This is a genomic window from Brevundimonas sp. 2YAF1 (assembly GCF_052114745.1).
Lineage (GTDB): Bacteria > Pseudomonadota > Alphaproteobacteria > Caulobacterales > Caulobacteraceae > Brevundimonas.
In genome coordinates, this window is record NZ_JBFRFI010000011.1 from 1 (window position 1) to 17,473 (window position 17,473).

Annotated in this window: 21 protein-coding genes; 5 read left to right on the plus strand and 16 right to left on the minus strand. The window is 67.9% G+C overall.

Annotation, left to right across the window (positions count from 1 at the left end; genetic code table 11):
- Positions 1 to 149, plus strand: a 149-nt coding sequence (locus AB4Y68_RS13350; protein WP_441456305.1) for an integrase core domain-containing protein, incomplete at its 5' end; no start/stop codon positions are given.
- Between the two features lie 110 nt (positions 150 to 259).
- Here the strand turns inward: AB4Y68_RS13350 and AB4Y68_RS13355 are convergent.
- The 11 genes from AB4Y68_RS13355 to AB4Y68_RS13405 form a co-directional block, all read right to left on the minus strand.
- Positions 260 to 811, minus strand: coding sequence for a TIGR00645 family protein (locus tag AB4Y68_RS13355; RefSeq protein ID WP_441456246.1), 552 nt, complete (start codon positions 809 to 811; stop codon positions 260 to 262).
- Positions 812 to 814: 3 nt separating this feature from the next.
- Positions 815 to 3,223 (minus strand): phenylalanine--tRNA ligase subunit beta, encoded by a 2,409-nt coding sequence (pheT, locus tag AB4Y68_RS13360; RefSeq protein ID WP_441456247.1) that lies wholly within the window; start codon positions 3,221 to 3,223, stop codon positions 815 to 817.
- Complete coding sequence (locus tag AB4Y68_RS13365; protein ID WP_441456248.1) at positions 3,220 to 3,621, minus strand: hypothetical protein; 402 nt, start codon at positions 3,619 to 3,621, stop codon at positions 3,220 to 3,222. The genes pheT and AB4Y68_RS13365 overlap by 4 nt, the downstream gene beginning before the upstream one ends.
- Positions 3,618 to 4,037, minus strand: coding sequence for a hypothetical protein (locus AB4Y68_RS13370; RefSeq protein WP_441456249.1), 420 nt, complete (start codon positions 4,035 to 4,037; stop codon positions 3,618 to 3,620). Before AB4Y68_RS13370 ends, AB4Y68_RS13365 begins: the two co-directional genes overlap by 4 nt.
- 13 nt (positions 4,038 to 4,050) lie before the next feature.
- Positions 4,051 to 4,440 carry a hypothetical protein gene (locus AB4Y68_RS13375; protein ID WP_441456250.1) on the minus strand — a complete coding sequence of 130 codons (390 nt, stop codon included), beginning with the start codon at positions 4,438 to 4,440 and terminating at the stop codon, positions 4,051 to 4,053.
- Position 4,441: 1 nt separating this feature from the next.
- Positions 4,442 to 5,518 (minus strand): phenylalanine--tRNA ligase subunit alpha, encoded by a 1,077-nt coding sequence (gene pheS / locus AB4Y68_RS13380; protein WP_441456251.1) that lies wholly within the window; start codon positions 5,516 to 5,518, stop codon positions 4,442 to 4,444.
- A gap of 58 nt (positions 5,519 to 5,576) precedes the next feature.
- Entirely contained in the window at positions 5,577 to 5,780 is a 204-nt protein-coding gene (locus AB4Y68_RS13385; protein ID WP_441456252.1) for a dodecin family protein, read from the minus strand.
- 149 nt (positions 5,781 to 5,929) lie between these two features.
- On the minus strand, positions 5,930 to 6,286 hold the full coding sequence (gene rplT, locus AB4Y68_RS13390) for a 50S ribosomal protein L20 (protein ID WP_441456253.1): 357 nt from the start codon (positions 6,284 to 6,286) through the stop codon (positions 5,930 to 5,932).
- A gap of 55 nt (positions 6,287 to 6,341) precedes the next feature.
- Complete coding sequence (gene rpmI, locus AB4Y68_RS13395) at positions 6,342 to 6,539, minus strand: 50S ribosomal protein L35 (RefSeq protein WP_003166435.1); 198 nt, start codon at positions 6,537 to 6,539, stop codon at positions 6,342 to 6,344.
- A gap of 276 nt (positions 6,540 to 6,815) precedes the next feature.
- The gene (gene infC, locus AB4Y68_RS13400; protein ID WP_441456254.1) at positions 6,816 to 7,337 is read right to left on the minus strand and encodes a translation initiation factor IF-3; all 522 of its coding nucleotides are present in this window, start codon (positions 7,335 to 7,337) and stop codon (positions 6,816 to 6,818) included.
- Positions 7,338 to 7,463: 126 nt separating this feature from the next.
- Positions 7,464 to 8,429, minus strand: coding sequence for a glycosyltransferase family 9 protein (locus AB4Y68_RS13405; protein WP_441456255.1), 966 nt, complete (start codon positions 8,427 to 8,429; stop codon positions 7,464 to 7,466).
- An 81-nt stretch (positions 8,430 to 8,510) separates the two neighbouring features.
- Here AB4Y68_RS13405 and AB4Y68_RS13410 point away from each other — a divergent pair, with 81 nt between their 5' ends.
- Complete coding sequence (locus tag AB4Y68_RS13410; protein WP_441456256.1) at positions 8,511 to 9,263, plus strand: alpha/beta fold hydrolase; 753 nt, start codon at positions 8,511 to 8,513, stop codon at positions 9,261 to 9,263.
- Between the two features lie 152 nt (positions 9,264 to 9,415).
- Here AB4Y68_RS13410 and hslU read toward each other — a convergent pair whose 3' ends face one another.
- From hslU to hslV, 3 genes are all read right to left on the minus strand, one after another.
- Positions 9,416 to 10,720 (minus strand): ATP-dependent protease ATPase subunit HslU, encoded by a 1,305-nt coding sequence (gene hslU / locus AB4Y68_RS13415; RefSeq protein ID WP_441456257.1) that lies wholly within the window; start codon positions 10,718 to 10,720, stop codon positions 9,416 to 9,418.
- A gap of 19 nt (positions 10,721 to 10,739) precedes the next feature.
- Positions 10,740 to 11,618 (minus strand): DUF4440 domain-containing protein, encoded by an 879-nt coding sequence (locus AB4Y68_RS13420; RefSeq protein ID WP_441456258.1) that lies wholly within the window; start codon positions 11,616 to 11,618, stop codon positions 10,740 to 10,742.
- Between the two features lie 167 nt (positions 11,619 to 11,785).
- A complete protein-coding gene (hslV, locus tag AB4Y68_RS13425; RefSeq protein ID WP_441456259.1) occupies positions 11,786 to 12,337 on the minus strand; it encodes an ATP-dependent protease subunit HslV in 552 nt (183 codons plus the stop codon).
- A 158-nt stretch (positions 12,338 to 12,495) separates the two neighbouring features.
- Between hslV and AB4Y68_RS13430 the strand changes: the two genes are divergently transcribed.
- Together AB4Y68_RS13430 and AB4Y68_RS13435 are read left to right on the plus strand one after the other, a co-directional pair.
- A complete protein-coding gene (locus tag AB4Y68_RS13430; RefSeq protein ID WP_441456260.1) occupies positions 12,496 to 12,906 on the plus strand; it encodes a BLUF domain-containing protein in 411 nt (136 codons plus the stop codon).
- A 32-nt stretch (positions 12,907 to 12,938) separates the two neighbouring features.
- Complete coding sequence (locus AB4Y68_RS13435) at positions 12,939 to 13,703, plus strand: HesA/MoeB/ThiF family protein (RefSeq protein ID WP_441456261.1); 765 nt, start codon at positions 12,939 to 12,941, stop codon at positions 13,701 to 13,703.
- Here the strand turns inward: AB4Y68_RS13435 and AB4Y68_RS13440 are convergent.
- Positions 13,700 to 15,727 (minus strand): alpha/beta hydrolase family protein, encoded by a 2,028-nt coding sequence (locus AB4Y68_RS13440; RefSeq protein ID WP_441456262.1) that lies wholly within the window; start codon positions 15,725 to 15,727, stop codon positions 13,700 to 13,702. The two genes, AB4Y68_RS13435 and AB4Y68_RS13440, sit on opposite strands and share 4 nt — an antisense overlap.
- Before the next feature lie 75 nt (positions 15,728 to 15,802).
- Positions 15,803 to 16,789 carry a 2-hydroxyacid dehydrogenase gene (locus AB4Y68_RS13445; protein WP_441456263.1) on the minus strand — a complete coding sequence of 329 codons (987 nt, stop codon included), beginning with the start codon at positions 16,787 to 16,789 and terminating at the stop codon, positions 15,803 to 15,805.
- Positions 16,790 to 16,842: 53 nt separating this feature from the next.
- On the opposite strand from AB4Y68_RS13445, the gene AB4Y68_RS13450 reads away from it, so the two are divergent.
- Positions 16,843 to 17,412: an SH3 domain-containing protein gene (locus AB4Y68_RS13450; RefSeq protein ID WP_441456264.1), complete on the plus strand. Its 570-nt coding sequence runs from the start codon at positions 16,843 to 16,845 to the stop codon at positions 17,410 to 17,412.
- Positions 17,413 to 17,473: the final 61 nt, after the last annotated feature.

Here is a 17,473-nt window from a genome sequence, read left to right on the forward strand (position 1 = left end):
CCTACGCCAGGCCCTATGCCTCGTCAGACGAACGTGCCGCCGCCATCAAACCCTGGACCGACGACTACAACCTGAACCGACCACACTCCGGCATCAAAGGCCTCACACCCTGGAAACGGGTGAACAACCTTCTTGGAAACGACACCTAGCCTGATCAAGGCTTCGTCAGTAGGCCTCCCCCGCCTGATGGCCTCAAGTAGCGCGAAGCGCGATAGGCCCCCCAAAAGAAAGAAGCCGGAGCTTTCGCTCCGGCTTCGCTTCAGTGCTTGTCCGTCTTGGAGGCGACCCAGTCCATCAGCGCCAGAAGCACGCCCGAGACGACGAAGGTCAGGTGGATGATCACCGCCCACATCAGCCCCGCCTCGTCCAGCGGAACGCCCGGCTTGCCGATGTTCATGAAGCTCTTCAGCAGGTAGATGGCCGAGATCGCCACGATGGAGGCGATCAGCTTCATCTTCAGGCCCGAGAAGTCGACCGTGCCCATCCACGGCGGCCGGTCCACCTGGTTCTCGTCCAGATCCAGCTTGGAGACGAAGTTCTCGTAGCCGGAATAGATGACGATCAGCAGCAGATTGCCCGCCAGAGACAGGTCCACCAGGCTGAGGATGGCCAGGATGGCCCCGTCGGACTTCATGTGGCCTTCGCCCATGAGGAAGGCCTGCGGCACGTAGTAGATCAGCTCGCGCACGAAGACAGCCAGCAGCATGACCAAGGCCGCCACCAACCCCAGGTAGAAGGGCGCCATCAGCCAGCGAGCCCGGAACAGGCCGCGTTCGAAGTGGGTCTCCGCCCAGGGCTTCTTGTCCGCCATCCTCTAGGTCCTCAGCGTCGCGCCGGTCTTGGCGGCGGCGGCGACGATCCTGGCCGTCAGGGCCTCGATCTCGGCTTCGGTCAGGGTGGCGGCGCGCGGCTGGATCTCGACTTCCAGGGCGACCGACTTCTGGCCCTCGGGCACGCCCTGGCCGCGATAGACGTCAAAGACGCGCACCTCGGCGATCAGGGCCTTGTCGGCGCCGACGACCGCCCGGGTCAGGTCGCCCACGGCCTTGGCTTCCTCCAGCAGGAAGGCGAAGTCGCGGCTCAGCGGCATCAGGTTCGGCAGGTCCGCTGCACCGCGAGCCTTGCCGCCCTTGCCTTTAGGCTCGGGCAGGGCGTCGAGGATGATCTCGAAGCCCAGCATGGGACCGTCGGCGTCCAGAGCCTTGAGCACGCGCGGATGAAGCGCGCCGAACTCGACGATGACGTTCTTGGGCCCCAGTTGCAGTCGGGCCGAGCGGCCGGGATGCCACCAGTCGCGGTTGGAACCCTGCGCCAGCTGCAGCGAGGCGACCGGCGCGCCGATCTCCTCCAGCAGGGCGAACAGGTCGCCCTTGAGGCCGAACAGGGCGTCTTCGCCCGTCCCGCCCCAGTGGCGGTCGGGGTGGGGCGCGATCAGGCCGGCGATGGCGGTGCGCTGGCCGTTCGGCTGATCGTTCAGATAGACGGGGCCGATCTCGAACAGGGCCGCGTCGGCATGGCCGCGCGCGGCGTTGCGCGCCGCCGCCTGGATCAGGTTGGGCAGGATCGACGGCCGCATGCAGTCGAGGTCCGCCGCGATGGGGTTTTCCAGCACCAGCCGCTCGTCGCCGCCGCCGAACAGGACGGCCGTCAACTGTTTGGTGAAGGACCAGGTCACGGCCTCGGCGTAGCCCAGGGCCGCCAGCGCCCGACGCGCGGCGCGGACGCGCGCCTGACGCGGGCTGAGGACGCCGCGCGCATTGCGGGCGATCTCGGGCAGGGGCGTGTGCGGCAGGGCGTCGAAGCCCTCGATGCGGGCGACCTCCTCGACCAGATCAGCCGGTCCTTCGACGTCGCGGCGCCACGACGGCGGCACCACGGTCCAGGCTGCACCGCGCATGACGGTGAAGCCCAGCGCGGTCAGGATTTCGAAGATGCGGTCGTCGGTCAGGCTCAGACCCGCCAGGCGCTTCACATAGGCGGGGTCGAAGGCGAAGCCTTGCGGCGCGACGGGCGCCTGGCCCGCCACCGTGATCTCGGACGGTTCGCCGCCGCACAGGTCGAGGATCGCTTGGGTCGCCAGCTCCAGCCCCGGCACGACCGAGGCCGTGTCCACGCCGCGCGCGAAGCGGTACTGGGCGTCGGAGCTGATGCCCAGCGACCGGCCCGTCTGGGCGATGGCCAGCGGGTCGAACCAGGCGCTCTCGACGAAGACGTCGACGGTCTCGTCCGAACAGCCGGTGCTCTCGCCGCCCATGACGCCGCCCAGGCCGACCGGGCGCTCGCCCTCGGCGTCGGCGATGACGCAGTCGGCGGGCGAGGCGGCGTAGGTCTTGCCGTCCAGGGCGATCAGGTGCTCGTGCTCGCCCGTGTCGGCGGCGACCAGACCGGCGCGCACGACGATCTCGTGGCCCGACAGCTTGGCCACGTCATAGACGTGCAGGGGCCGGGCGCGGTCGTAGGAAATCAGGTTGGTGATATCGACCAGCTTGTTGATCGAGCGCAGACCGATGGCGGTCAGCCGGTGCTGCAGCCAGGCCGGCGACGGCCCGTTCTGCACGCCGCGGATCACGCGACCGGCGAAGACCGGGCAGAGGTCCGGCGTGTCGATCCGCACCGTGATCGGCGAGGCGAACCCGCCCGCGACCGGCTTGATCTCCGGCGTCGTCAGTCGGCCCAGGCCCGCGGCGGCCAGGTCGCGGGCGATGCCCGCCACGCCCAGCCAGTCGGGACGGTTCGGCGTCACTTCGAAGTCGATCACCGGCTCGGCGCCGAAGACCCCGGCGGCGGGCATGCCGACCTGCAGGTCGTCGCTCAGTTCAAGGATGCCGTCGCTGTCGTCCGCCAGTTCCAGCTCGGCCCCCGAGCACAGCATGCCGTGGGAGACCACGCCGCGCACAGGCTTCTCGACCAGGGTCACGCCCAGGCCGGGCACATAGGCGCCGATGGGAGCATAGATGGTGGTCAGGCCCGCGCGCGCGTTCGGTGCGCCGCAGACGATCTCTTTCAGCCCGTCCACCGTCTCGACCTGACAGACCTGCAGCCGGTCGGCGTTGGGGTGGCGTTCGGTCGAGACGATCCTGGCCACGGTGAAGGGGGCCAGCGCCGCGATGGGATCGTGGACCTCCTCGACCTCCAGGCCCGCCATGGTCATGGCGGCGGCGACCTGATCGACCTCGGCGGTCGTGTCGAGATGTTCCTTCAGCCAGGAAAGCGTGAACTTCATTCGGAGGCTCCGCCGCCGAGCGCCTGGACCATGTTTTCAAGGAAGCCCGCCGCGCCGGTGAAGCCGACGCCGAGGAAGCGGCAGTTGACGAACTGGCAGTTCTTGAACGGCACCACGCCCACGACCTGGCGCGGCCCCTGGGGGGCCAGCATCAGATTGCGCGGATCGCCGTTGGAGACGCCCATGTCGCATCCTTCGAACTGGCAGCCCTCGACCGCCAGCAACACAGCCGGCCCCTCGATCAGGCAGCCTTCGAACCGACGGTTCTCGATCATTTGCGAGCCCGCCCGTGCCGTCTCGAGGAAGAGCTGCGGCAGCCAGACGTTGACGTTGGTATAGGTCGGCCCGGCGCCCAGGGGCTCGAGCGTGATCGGGGCGTTGGTGTTGACGTCGGTCATGCCTGGGCCGCCTGTTCGCGCGCGCTGAGAAGATCCTTTTCGATGCTGTCCAGCAGGTCCGGCGCGCCGGTGAAGCCGACCTGGACGAAACGGCAGCGCACGAAGCGGCAGTTCGACATGCCGACGACGCCGGCGATCATGTCGCCGCGCGGCTCCAGCAGCAGGGTGCGGGGATTTTCCGCCACGCCCATGTTGCAGGTGTCGAAGGACGTGCCGTTCATCACCGCCATCACCGCCGGCCCCTCGATCAGGCATTCGGTGAAGGTCTTGTCTTCGATGAAGGTCTGGCCGGCGTTCATATGGTGCACCGCCAGCGAAGGCAGCCAGACGGCCTCCTTCTCGAAGGTCGTGCGGGCCACCAGGTCGCGGCCGAACTTCTCTTCTGCGGACATCGGTGTCTGGGTCTGGTCGGTCATGTCTGTCTTCGATCTAGATAGAGTTCGGCAGGGCGATGATCTGGGCGATGAATTCATCCGTCCCGGTAAAGCCGACGCCATAGAATTCGCAGCCGATGAAGGCGCAGTCGCGCATCGGCACCGTGCCGATCGCCTTGTCGCCGACGGGCTTCATCACGAGGTTGCGGATGTCGCCGCGGCTGTCGCCGAAATTGGTTTCTTCGAAGGTCACGCCGTTGGAAGCCAGAACGATGGCGGGTCCCTGGATGCGGCAGCCCTTGAAGGTCCGCCCCTGGATCAGGCCAGGTCCGTTCTTCACCGCATGGGCGAAGACGTCATAGAGCGTCAGGTCGACGTTCTCGAACACCGCAGCGCCGAAGTCCTCGGCCAAGGCGACAGGGCGGTTGATCGGAAGCAGGCTCATGTCAGGACAGTCCCGAGGCAGGGTTGGGGGCGGCAAAGGCCGAGAAGCCGTAGTGCGCCAGCCAGCGCGTATCGGCGTCGAACATAGGGCGCAGGTCGGAGACGCCGTATTTCAGCATGGCCAGGCGGTCGACGCCCATGCCGAAGGCGAAGCCCTGATACTCGTCCGGGTCGATGCCGCAGTTGCGCAACACGTTGGGGTGAACCATGCCGCAGCCGAGAATCTCCAGCCAGTCGTCGCCCTCGTTCAGCGTCAGCTTGCCGCCCGAGCGGTCGCAGCGGATGTCCATCTCGGCCGAGGGCTCGGTGAAGGGGAAGTGATGGGGGCGGAAGCGGGCGTTGACGTCGTCCAGCTCGAAGAAGCGGGCGATGAAGGTCTCCAGCGTCGTCTTCAGATGACCCATGTGGATGTCGCGATCAATCACCAGACCCTCGATCTGGTGGAACATCGGCGTGTGGGTGGCGTCGGAATCCTTACGGAAGGTGCGGCCCGGCGCGATGATGCGGATCGGCGGCTTCTGGGTTTGCATGGTCCGCACCTGCACCGGGCTGGTGTGGGTGCGTAGCACCTTGCGCTCGCCCGTCTCCGGGTCCGGCTTGAGGAAGAAGGTGTCGTGCATTTCCCGCGCCGGGTGCTTGGGCGGGAAGTTCAGGGCGGTGAAGTTGTGGAAGTCGTCCTCGATGTCCGGGCCTTCGGCGACGGCAAAGCCCATCTCGGCGAACAGGGCGATCATCTCGTCCATGACCTGCATGGTCGGATGCACCCCGCCCTTGCGGCGCGGGCGGCTGGGCAGGGTCAGGTCGACGCGCTCGGCCAGCAGACGGGCGTCCAGTTCGGCGGCCTCCAACTCGGCCTTGCGGCCGGCGATGGCGGCGGCGACGCGGTCGCGCAGGCCGTTGATGATCGGCCCCTGTTCGCGGCGTTCGTCGGGGCTGAGCGCGCCCATCCCCTTCAGCAGGGCCGAGATGGTCCCCGTCTTGCCGAGGGCGGCGACGCGCACCTCTTCGATCGCAGCGACGCTGGGGGCCGCTCCGATGGCGTTGATCAGGTCGAGTTCTAGCTGGGCGAGATCGGTCATGGTCCGCAGCGTCTAGCCCGACATGGCCGTCACGCAAAGCCTTCAGCGACGATCAGGTTCAGTCCGCAAGGACGAAAGTGACCTTCATATTGACCCGGTACTCGGCGATCTTGCCCTCGCGGACCAGAACCTTTTGTTCCTGGATCCAGGCGCCCTCGACGTGACGCAGGGTCTTGTCGGCGCGGGCGATCCCCTGGGTGATGGCGTCGTCGAAACTGACGGTGGACGACGCGGTGATCTCGGTGACACGGGCGATGGACATCAGCACAGCCTCCTGAACCGCCGGGTCGCCAGTCGACCCGGCTGTCGAACCCCAACGCCCGATCCGGCCAAAAGGTCAGGCTTGGCCATGAAAAACGCCCGCCCCGGAGACCGGGACGGGCGTATTCAGCATCAATGATGCGGTATCGCTTAGGCGGCCAGAGCGGCGCGGACCTTATCGGCGATGCCCTTGAAGCTGGCTTCGTCGGCGGCGATCGTCGACAGGACCTTGCGGTCCAGCTCGATGCCGGCCTTGGCCAGGCCGTGCATGAACTGCGAATAGGTGAAGCCTTCCAGACGGGCGGCGGCGTTGATGCGCTGGATCCACAGGGCGCGGAACGAACGCTTCTTGTTGCGACGGTCGCGGTAGGCGTACTGGCCTGCGCGGTCGACAGCGGCCTTGGCCGTGCGGATGGTGTTCTTGCGGCGGCCGTAGAAGCCCTTGGCCTGCTTAAGAACCTTCTTGTGTTTGGCGTGGGACGTTACGCCCCGTTTGACGCGAGCCATGTGTCGCTATCCTTTCAAATTCAACGTGGAGATCAGATCGAAACGCGCGCGCCGATCAGGCGTACGGCATGTAGGATTTGATCTTCTTGGCGTCGGCGTCGGCCATGACCGAAGTGCCGCGGTTCTGGCGGATGTACTTCGAGTTGTGGCTGATCAGACGGTGGCGCTTGCCGGCAACGCCAGCCTTCACCTTGCCCGTGGCCGTGAATTTGAAGCGCTTCTTGGCGCCAGACTTCGTCTTCAGTTTCGGCATTTTCACTCTCTCTTTTTAGTGGGCTATCGCTCTTCGAGCTGCTTGAGCCCGGAGTGCGAAGCTGAAACGAACGGCCCAGGCATGCCTGTTAGCCCGGCTGTTCGGTCGCGAAGAGGCGGCTTCTACGCCAACCCCCCGCGCGAGGCAAGCGGAGTCACAGCTTCAGCAATCCGGTCGAAGGGATCCCTTGGCTTCCAGCAAGCGCCCGTGCCCCATCGGGCAAGAAAAAGCCCCGACCTTTCGACCGGGGCTCTTCCGTTTAGCGATGCATCGCGATCAGCGAGGCGCCAGGATCATGATCATCTGGCGGCCTTCCATACGCGGAGCGTATTCGACCTTGGCGACTTCGTCGAAGTCGGCCTGCACCTTGTGGAGCAGTTTCATGCCCAGTTCGGGGTGGGCCATTTCACGACCGCGGAAGCGCAGGGTCACCTTGACCTTGTCGCCCTCCTCGAAGAAGCGGTGCATCGACTTGGCCTTGACCTCATAGTCATGGACATCGATGTTCGGACGGAGCTTGATTTCCTTAAGCTCGACGACCTTCTGACGCTTGCGCGCCTCGGCCTTCTTCTTCTGCTCCTGGAAACGATGCTTGCCGTAATCCAGGATCTTGCAGACCGGCGTCTCGGCGTTGCCGACGATCTGGACGAGGTCCAGACCAGCCTCTTCGGCCGCTTCCAGCGCGGACGACAGCGGCATGACGCCCTGTTTCTCACCGTTCTGGTCGATCAGCAGCACGCGCGTGGCGCGGATTTCCTGGTTGATGGGCGGCCCGTCCTTGACGGGCGGCGCTTGCATGGGACGGCGAATGGGCGTCGTTTCCTTATGTGATCAGAAGACAGGCGATAAATCTTGCAGGGACCAGCGCGCGACGGAGGCGTCGCGTTCCCGACTGCGGGAATATGACGATAGAAGGCCTGTAATTCAAGGCTGGTCGGGGTTTGCGCCGTCGATGTAGGCGTCGTGCAGCGCCAGCACCCCTTCAAAGACGTGATCGACGGTCAGGTCTTCGATCGGCGCGAACTGGCCGCGGGTCTCGTTGGAGGCCACCGTGCGCGTCTTTGGTCCCCAGGGCCCGTAGAGCCACCATTCGGTCGGGCCGAACAGGCCCAGCGTCGGTCGGCCCAGCGCCGCCGAGACGTGCATCAGCCCGCTGTCATTGCCCACGAACAGGGCCGCGCGGTCGATAGCGGCGGCCGAACACAGGATGTCGCCCTTGCCCACGCAGTCGATGGCGCGGTCGCCGGCGGCCTCCAGGGCAGGGGTCGCCGGCGGCCGGTCGCCGGGTCCTCCGACGGGCATGAAGCGCCAACCGTCGAAGCGCGGCTCGGCCTTCATCCGCTCGACCAGAGCGCCCCAGCGGTCGGCCGGCCAGGACTTGCCGGGCTGGTGGGCGATGGGGGCGAGGGCGATGATCGGCCCGGGACCAGCGCCCTGGGTCAATTGGGGGTCGATGATGGCGGCGGCCTCGGCCCGCGCCCGGTCGTCGAGGAAGATTTCGGGGTCCAGCGGCACGGCCGCGCCCATCATCGCCGACACCGTCTCGACCTTGCGCAGCCCGGTCTCCCAACTGCGATTGTAGATGATGCGCCGCTTGGCCGGGATCAGATAGGCCAGGGCCGAGCCGCGGATGTCGACGACCAGATCCCATTTCGTCCCGACCACCTGTTTCCACAGTTCGATCCAGTGGCCGGCGGCCTTCTTCTTGTCGAGTGCGATGACCTTGGTCACGCCGGGCGCCGAGCGAAAGAAGGGCGCGGGCGGGCGGCCCGCCGCGACGGTGATTTCCGCCCCCGGCAGGCGGCGGTTGATTTCACGGATCACCCCTGACGAGATGACGCTGTCGCCGATACGGTTGGCGGACACGAACAGGACTTTGGGTGCGGACAAGCGGGGGCCCCTCGCGGCCTGTGAAGAAACGCCGTCTCTGCTAAAGCCATTCCGCGCCGAATGACAGTCCGAGGAGCCTTCATGTCCGACTTCCAGACCCTGCCCCAGATTCTGGCCCGCCCCGACGGCGAGACCCTGGCCTTCAAGGCGGTCACGGGCGCCGGGCCGACCGTGGTCTGGATCGGCGGCTTCCGCTCGGACATGGAGGGGACCAAGGCCCTGGCGCTGGAAGCGGCGGCGCGCGAGCGCGGCTGGAACTTCGTCCGCTACGACCATTTCGCCCACGGCCAGTCGTCCGGCGACTGGAAACAGGCCACCATCGGCCGCTGGCGCGAGGACGCCGTCGCCCTGATCGACAGTCTGGATGGACCGGTCATCCCCGTCGGCTCGTCCATGGGCGGCTGGGTCGCCCTGTTGGCGACCCTGGCCCGACCTGAGCGGATCAAGGGGCTGGTGCTGGTCAATCCGGCGCAGGATTTTACGGAAAAGCTGATGTGGCCCGGTCTGGCCGACCATGAGCGTCAGGCCATCCTGCGCGAGGGCGAGACGATCATCACCGAGGAAGGCCTCGGGTCCTATGTCCTGACCCGGCGGATGTTCGAGGAGGCGCGCGACTGGCTGCTGCTGGACGGCGTCATCGAGATCAGCGCCCCGATCCATGTGCTGCAAGGCCGCGCCGACGACGTGGTGCCGTGGCGTCACCAGGTCGAGCTGGTCGAGCGGCTGACCGGCGGCGACGTGCGCCTGGACCTGATCGAGGCCGGCGACCACCGCCTGTCGACGCCGAGCGATCTCGACCGTCTGGTCGCGGCGGTGGAGGCGATGCGGGGCTGAAACAGGCTCTTTCCTCCCCATTTCATGGGGAGGTGGCGCGGCGCTGCAGGCGGCGTGACGGAGGGGGCGACTCGACGCCTGACGTTGGCGCCGCCCCCTCCACCACTGCGTGGTCCCCCTCCCCACAAAGTGGGGAGGAAAGACTTAGCCCATCACAGAATGAACCGGCTCAGGTCGATGTTCCTGGCCAGTTCGCCGACCTTTTCGCGCACCTTGTCGCCGTCGAAAGTCAGGGTCTGGCCCGACAGGTCGGAGGCCTTGAAGCTGGTTTCCTCCAGCACCCGCTCCAGCACGGTCTGAAGCCGCCGCGCCCCGATGTTCTCGATCGTCGAGTTGGCGGTCACGGCGGCGTCGGCCATGGCCTCGACCGCATCGTCGGTGAAGACCAGGGTCACGCCCTCGGTCTCCAGCAGGGCCTGGTTCTGACGGATCAGATTGGCCTCGGGTTCGGTCAGGATGCGTTTGAAATCGTCGCGGGTCAGGGCCTTCAACTCGACCCGGATCGGCAGGCGCCCCTGCAGTTCCGGCAGCAGGTCCGACGGCTTGGCGACATGGAAGGCGCCTGAGGCGATGAACAGGACATGGTCGGTCTTCACCGGCCCGTATTTGGTCGAGACGGTCGTGCCCTCGATCAGGGGCAGCAGGTCGCGCTGCACCCCCTCGCGCGACACGTCGGCGCCGCCCCCGCGATCCTGCCGCGTCGCTACCTTGTCGATCTCGTCGAGGAAGACGATACCCTCGTTCTCGGCCAGCAGCAGGGCCTCCTTGGTCAGGCTCTCCTGATCCAGCAGCTTGTCGCTCTCCTCGGTGGTCAGCGGGATCAGGGCCTCGGCCACGGTCAGCTTGACCGTCTTGGTGCGCCCGCCGCCCATCTTGCCCAGCAGGTCCGACAGGTTCAGCAGACCGACATTCCCGCCGCCCGGCATGTCCAGCCCGTGGATCGGCGAGCCCGTGTCGGCCAGGGCGATCTCGATCTCCTTGTCGTCCAGTTCGCCGTCGCGCAGCTTCTTGCGGAAGGCGTCGCGCGTCGCGGCTTGCGAGCCCGGCCCGACCAGGGCGTCCAGAATCCGTTCCTCGGCCTGGCCTTCGGCCCGGGCTTTGACCCCGGCGCGGCGCTTTTCACGCACCATGACCAGGGCGCTCTCGACCAGATCGCGCATGATCTGATCCACGTCGCGGCCGACGTAGCCGACCTCGGTGAACTTGGTCGCCTCGACCTTGAGGAAGGGCGAGCCGGCCAGCTTGGCCAGGCGCCGGGCGATCTCGGTCTTGCCGACCCCCGTAGGGCCGATCATCAGGATGTTCTTGGGCGTGACCTCGTCGCGCAAATCTTCCGGCACCCGCTTGCGGCGCCAGCGGTTCCTCAGGGCCACGGCCACGGCGCGCTTGGCGTCGTCCTGGCCGACGATGAAGCGATCCAGTTCGGAGACGATTTCGCGGGGAGAAAGGTCGGTCATGGACCCCAGATAGGAGGCCTCACTCGCCAGCGGGAGGGGGGACGGCGACCGGAGGGGCTGGAATCAGCTGGGCGAACATCAGAGCCCATCCGTCCGCCCCCTTGCGCCACAGCCGGACATACCAGCCGCGCCGCTCGGCGCCGTCGCCCATCCACCGCGCCGGGCCGTAGGTCCAGGCCAGATCGCCGGCCCGCGAAGCCTCGCCGCCCTCGGTCGGGCCGAAGTCGAAAGTTGCGGGCCAGCCGTCCAGCGCCGCCGCCATGGCCCCGCGTCCAATGGCGGGCGGACGCGGGGCGACATAGAGCCGCCCGTCGTCGGTCAGGACCGCCAGATGCGCCGCCTTCTGATCCGCCCGCGCGGCCTCGGCCAGCGCCGCCTCGACGGCCCGCACCTCCTGCATCGCCGCCTCGGGCGAGGTGGAGGCGCCATCGCCGGCCGCCATAAGGTCGGGCTCGCTGTCGGGGCCAGGGACAGCCGCCGCCGTCGCGCCCGAACCGCCGTCATAGACCCAGGCCCAGCGGCCGTCCGGCTGACAGGCCCAGATCGTGAAATAGTGACCGCCGCGCACGCCGTTCACCGCCACCCCGCCGGTGGTGAAGCCCAGATCGCCGGAACGGGCGATCCCGGCCCAGTTGGGCCACCATTCCAGTTTCGGCTCGTCGACGGGACGCGCCGCCTCGGGCGGATAGACGTCGCGCACCGTCTGCGCCCGCCCCTGGGCGATGACCACGGCGTCGGGCAAGGCCCATTTGTTGAAACTGCCGCCGATCCCCAGACCGGGCGCGTCGGCGGCGAAGGCCCGTTCGGCGGCGACCACCGGCGCGGGCGAGTCCGCGGGACAGGAAGGCCTGTCGGCGGACATCATGGCGGCGGCGAACAGCAGGGCGTCGAGCGGCATGGCGGCGATCCTCCGCGCTCATTGATCGCCCGAAATCGACAAGTGTCGCGTTAATTCGCGGAAAACCGGACCACCGCGCTCGCGCTCAAGCACAAGCGCCCCGGCGGCGAGCGTCAGAGCAAAGACCTGCTCGAGCCGCGAGGCTCCGCGAGCCCAGGGTCGCGCCCTTAAAGACTCTCGATGGTCAGATTGCCGTTGGTGTAGACGCAGATCTCGGCGGCGAGCTTCATCGCCTTGCGGGCGATCTGCTCGGCGTCCAGGTCTGTCTCTTCCAGCAGGGCGCGGGCGGCGGACAGGGCGTAGTTGCCGCCCGAGCCGACGGCGGCCACGCCGTATTCCGGCTCCAGCACGTCGCCGACGCCGGTGACGGTCAGGATCGCATCCTTGTCGGCCACCAGCAGCATGGCCTCCAGCCGGCGCAGGTAGCGGTCGGTGCGCCAGTCCTTGGCCAGTTCGACACAGGCGCGCGCCAACTGGTCGGGATACTGCTCCAGCTTGGCTTCCAGCCGCTCGATCAGGGTGAAGGCGTCGGCCGTGGCTCCGGCGAATCCGGCCAGGACCTTGCCGCCCGCCAGCGTGCGCACTTTGCGCGCGGCGCCCTTGACGATGGTCGCCCCCATCGAGACCTGACCGTCGCCGGCGATGACGGTGCGGCCGTTCTTGCGCACCGCCAGAATGGTGGTGCCGTGCCAGTCGGGGAAGCCTGATGTCTGGGTCATGGCGGATCAGATGGCGAGGATTGATCGCTCCCGCAAGACGCCCCGCGCCGCAGCCCGCCGACGGCACTGGCGTGGTGACCTCTTTGTTAACCTCGGCGTGACAGGGAGCGCGCCCCCCTTGCGATCGCGTCGCTTTCGCCTGCCTTTCGAGTACCGCCTTGCCTCTTCACCGCGCCATCTACGTCAGCGACGCCGTCGCCGACGCCGCGACCAGCCTTCTGGTTCTGGCCGAGATCCTCGGCGTGTCCGAACGCAACAACCGCCGCGACGGCTTGACCGGGGTGCTGATGCGTCACGGCGGGCGGTTCCTGCAGGCCATCGAAGGCCATCGCGCCGACGTGGACCGGCTGATGGACCGGCTGCGCGCCGATCCCCGTCACGAGAACATCCGCCTTCTGTCGGATCAGGACGTGCCCTGCCGCCTCTTCCCCGAGTGGCCGATGACCCTGGCCGAACTGACCCCCGCCGCCGCGCGCCTGCTCAACGGCGCCACGCTCGACCAACTTGGGCCCGACCGCGCCGAAGTGCTGCTGAGCACGGCGGCGCAAGCCCTGCCCGTTCCAGCCTGACGGGCCGGTCCGACTGCGCTAGACAGGCGGACGTGACCCAGTCCTCCGCCCCCGCCAGACCCGTCCGCTTCTCCGACGAGGAGGTCGACCGCTATGCGCGCCAACTGGTCCTGTCTGAGATCGGCGGCCCCGGCCAACAGGCGTTGAAGCGCGCCCGCGTTCTGATCGTCGGCCTGGGCGGGGTCGGCGCGCCCGCCGCCCTCTATCTGGCCGCTGCGGGGGTCGGGACCCTGGGTCTGATCGACGACGACACGGTCGCCCTGTCGAACCTTCAGCGCCAGATCATCTTCACCACCGCCGACGCTGAGCGGCCCAAGGTCGAGGCGGGCGCCGCGCATCTGGCCGCCCTCAACCCCCATGTCGCCGTCGAGCCCTTCGTCGAGCGGCTGACCCCCGACAACGCCCGCGCCGTCATCGAGCGGTTCGACGTGGTTCTGGACGGCACCGACGACTTCAACACCCGGTTCGCCGTCAACGCCGCCTGCGTCGCGGCGGGCGTGCCGCTGGTGTCCGGGGCGCTGGGCCGCTGGAACGGTCAGGTCGGGGTCTTCACCGGCCAGCCCTGCTATCAGTGCCTGGTCCCCGAGACGCCGCCCGACGCCGAGACCTGCGCCCGCGTCGGCGTCGTCGGCGCCCTGGCCGGCGTCATCGGCGCCATGGCGGCGCTGGAGACGATCAAGCTGATCACCGACGCGGGCCAGCCCCTGACCGGCCGCCTGATGCTCTACGACGGCCTGGCCGGAACCAGCCGGGTGGCGAAGGTCGCGGCGGACCCGGCCTGCCCGGTGTGCGGCTAGGCGAAGGCCCGACGCAACAGAGCCACGTAGCGCTCCATCAGTCCTTTCTCGACGTCGTCCTCCCAGTCGGCGTGGCCGGCGTCGGGCACCTCGACATAGTCAACGGTCTTGCGCGCGCCGCGCAGGGCGCTGTTCATGATGCGCGACTGAATCACCGGCACGATCCCGTCGTCCACGCCGTGCACCAGCAGGACCGGGCAGACGATGTCGGCGGCGCGAAGGCGAGGCGAAGCCGCCCGCAGCATGGCCGCGTCCGTATCCGGGTCGCCGATCCGCTTCTTCCAGAAGCCGTAGACTTCCTTGGTCGGGGTGTCGTCGTCCCGTTTTTCCCAGGCCAGTATGTCTGACAGGTCCGATACGCCGCAGATCGAGATCGCGGCCTTGTACAGGTCAGGCCGTCGCCCGGCGCCCATCAGGGCCGCATAGCCGCCATAGCTGGTCCCCATGATGGCCACCCGGTCCCCGTCCAGCCCCTTGTCGCGCACGACCTGAGCGACCGCGTCCTCGACGTCCTCCTGCATCCGCTCGCCCCAGCGCCGCCAGCCTTGCTGGGCGAAGGCCAGCCCATACCCGCCCGAGCCCCGGAAATTGGGCTGCAGCACCCACCAGCCTTGCGCGGCCAAGACCTGGACCTGACGATCATAGCCCCGCTGGTCACGGGCCTCGGGGCCGCCGTGCGGCATCACCACCAGCGGTCCCGGCGCGGCGCCGGGCGGGGCGGTCAGATAGGCCTCGATCGAGGCCCCGTCGCGCGTTCGCACCGACAACAGTTCGCAGCCGCCCAGCCGCTCGAAATCCAGGGCGTATCGCGAGCCCAGATTCGTCATGCTCCGGGCGGTCTTGTCGTACAGATACCAGGCGCCCGGCTCGCGGGGCCCCTCGACATAGGCGATGAATCGGTTGCGGTCGTCGCTGACCTGGCTGAGGTGCACGTCGCAGTCGTCATCGAAGAAGCGGTTCATGGCGCGATGGTGCGCCGCCAGTCCCGCCTCGACGAAGTCATACTCCAGCCTGTCGCCATAGTAGGCGGCTCCCATGTAGCGGTTGCGGGCATCCATCAGGCCGTACAGCACGTCGCGGCCCGCCCTCGGCTGGATCGGCGCGCCGAAAGCCAGGGTGTGCAGGTTCATCTCGCGAATGGTCTCGACGTCTTCGCCCTCGGCGCGGGCCGACACCAGGACCATGTTCGGCGCGCTTCCTCCGCCTACCCATGAGAAGTCCGGCGCATCGACAATGCGGTTGCGGCGAACGAAACGCCATTCCGTCTCGCCCGGAGCGCGGGCGTGGATCGTCTCCACCGTCCATCGCGCGTTGACGTCGCGGCGCAGCACCGCGACGCCCTGATGGGTCTGCCAGCCGATGGTCGAGGAGGCGCCGCGCTCCAGCCGTTCGGCCTTGCCGTCGACGATATTGACCCGGTGCAGCCCCATAACGCCGTCCATCTCCCAGGCGGTCATCAGGACGTGATCGGGGTCGTCGGGCAGAATGTCGATGACGCGGCCGAGATCCGGCGAATAGCGCATACGCTGGCGTTCGCCCTCGAACAGGACGACGTTTTCCCCGGTCTCATGATCCAGAGACATGACCCGGCGCGACGTCACCGTTTGACTGGGGCCGGTCAGGTTCGACCCTGGCGGCTTTCTGCCCGGTATCACCCGCTTGATGGCGACCCGCACGAGAAGCCGCCGATCATTGGCCCACTCCAGCGCCTCGACGGTGAGCTTGCCCAGTTCGATACGCCGACGCCGCCCTTCAGGAGCGGCGGCGTCGAGCAGGTCGAGGACGCCGCGCGGTTCGTCGCGGGTTCCGAGCTGTTCCAGGATCGCAATGCGCGCGCCTGACGGCGACAGGACCACCGCCTTCGTCTTCTGCCCGACAAAGAAATCGGCGGCGGCGTAGGCGGCTGCGGGCGCCGCGTTCGCCAACCGCGCGCCCGTGAGCGCAAAAACAGCCCCGGCGGCGCCCGCATAAAGCAGGCCTCGTCGTGACAGCGCCGCGCCGCGACCGTGATCTCGAACCTGCACCCATCCCTCCGGTCTCACCCCTAAACCCCATTACGGAGCGGCGGCGCCAGAGGTCAAGAAATCAGATAACACCGGTCACAACATCGCCGGGATGACCCGGTCCGGCGGGCGGTGGCCGTTCTGGTAGGTCATGATGTTGGCGATGACGCGGTCGCCCATGTCCTGTCGGGCCTCGATCGTGGCCGAGCCGAGGTGGGGCAGGAGCACGACGTTGGCGCGGCCCACCAGACCCGGATGCACCGCCGGCTCGTGCTCGAACACGTCCAGGCCGACGCCGAACAGGGCGCGGCGATCCAACGCCTCGACCAGGGCGGCCTCGTCGATCAGCTCGCCGCGCGCGGTGTTGACCAGGATGGCGTGGGGCTGCAGCCGGGCCAGGCGTTCGGCCGACAGCAGATGGTGGGTGTCCTTGGTCGCCGGACAGTTCAGCGAGATGACGTCCATCCGCGCCAGCATCTGGTCCAGATCGTCCCACCAGGTCGCGCCCAGTTCCTCGGCGATCATGGCCGAGACGGGTTTGCGGTTGTGATAGTGGACCTGCATGCCGAAGGCCCTGGCGCGGCGGGCCAGGGCCTGGCCGATCCGGCCCATGCCGATGATGCCCAGACGCTTGCCCCACAGCTTGCGGCCGCACATCCAGGTCGGGCTCCAGCCCTCGAACTGTCCTGCGGCGACGACATTGGCGCCTTCGACGATGCGGCGGCTGACGGCCAGGATCAGGCTCATGGTCAGGTCGGCGGTGTCCTCGGTCAGGACGCCCGGCGTATTGGTGACGATGATCCCGCGCCCCACGGCGGCGTCGATGTCGATATGGTCCACGCCGGCGCCGAAGTTGGCGATCATCTTCAACTGCTCGCCCGCGCCCGCGATCAGGTCGGCGTCCAGATGGTCGGTGATGGTCGGGACCAGGACGTCAGCGCGTTGCAGGGCGGCGGCCAGGGCCTCGCGGTCCATGGCGCGGTCGGTCAGGTTCAGCTCGGCGTCGAACAGTTCGCGCAGGCGCGTTTCGACGGCGTCGGGCAGGCGCCTGGTTAATACGACCTTAAGCTTGCGGGCGGACATAGGGGGCCTGGGTTTCGACGGGCGGGAACGCCCGTACGGGACGGGTCGATCCGGTGTCTAGCAAAGCTGTGGTCAGGTTCAAAAGTTTCCGGCGTATCGCCGTCATCACCGCCGTTCTGGGGCTGGGCGTCTTCGCGGGCGCCGGCGCCCTCATGCCTGACGGCCGGCCGACGCCGACCGGGCTGGAAGTGCCGCGCTGGGTCACGCTGAAATCCTCTCAGGTTCGGGCGCGCCAGGGGCCGGGCCTCGATTACCAGATCCTGTGGGAATACCACGCCGCGGGCCTGCCCGTGCAGGTGATCGCCGAGACCCGCGAGTGGCGCAAGATCTGCGACCCCGACGGCTCGGTCGCCTGGATCCACCGCACCGTGGCCTCGGGCCGCCGCAGCGTCTTCAACCGCTCGGCCGAAGAAATCATGATCCATTCCGGTCGGTCCGCCACCTCGTCGGTGCGGGCCCGCCTGTCGCCGCGCTCCATCGTCTCGCTGGACGAGTGCGAAGAGGGTTGGTGCCGGGTTCGCGCCCGCAAGATGAGCGGCTGGGTGGCCCAGCGCGGGGTGTTCGGAACCCAGGACCGGGCCCTGTGCAACGCCTCGCGCCCGGCCGGAACAGGCCGGAGCTAGACTTCACAACAGTTGAGCGGGCGCGCAGGGTCGTGTAACCCGCCCGCAACACTTCCGGAGC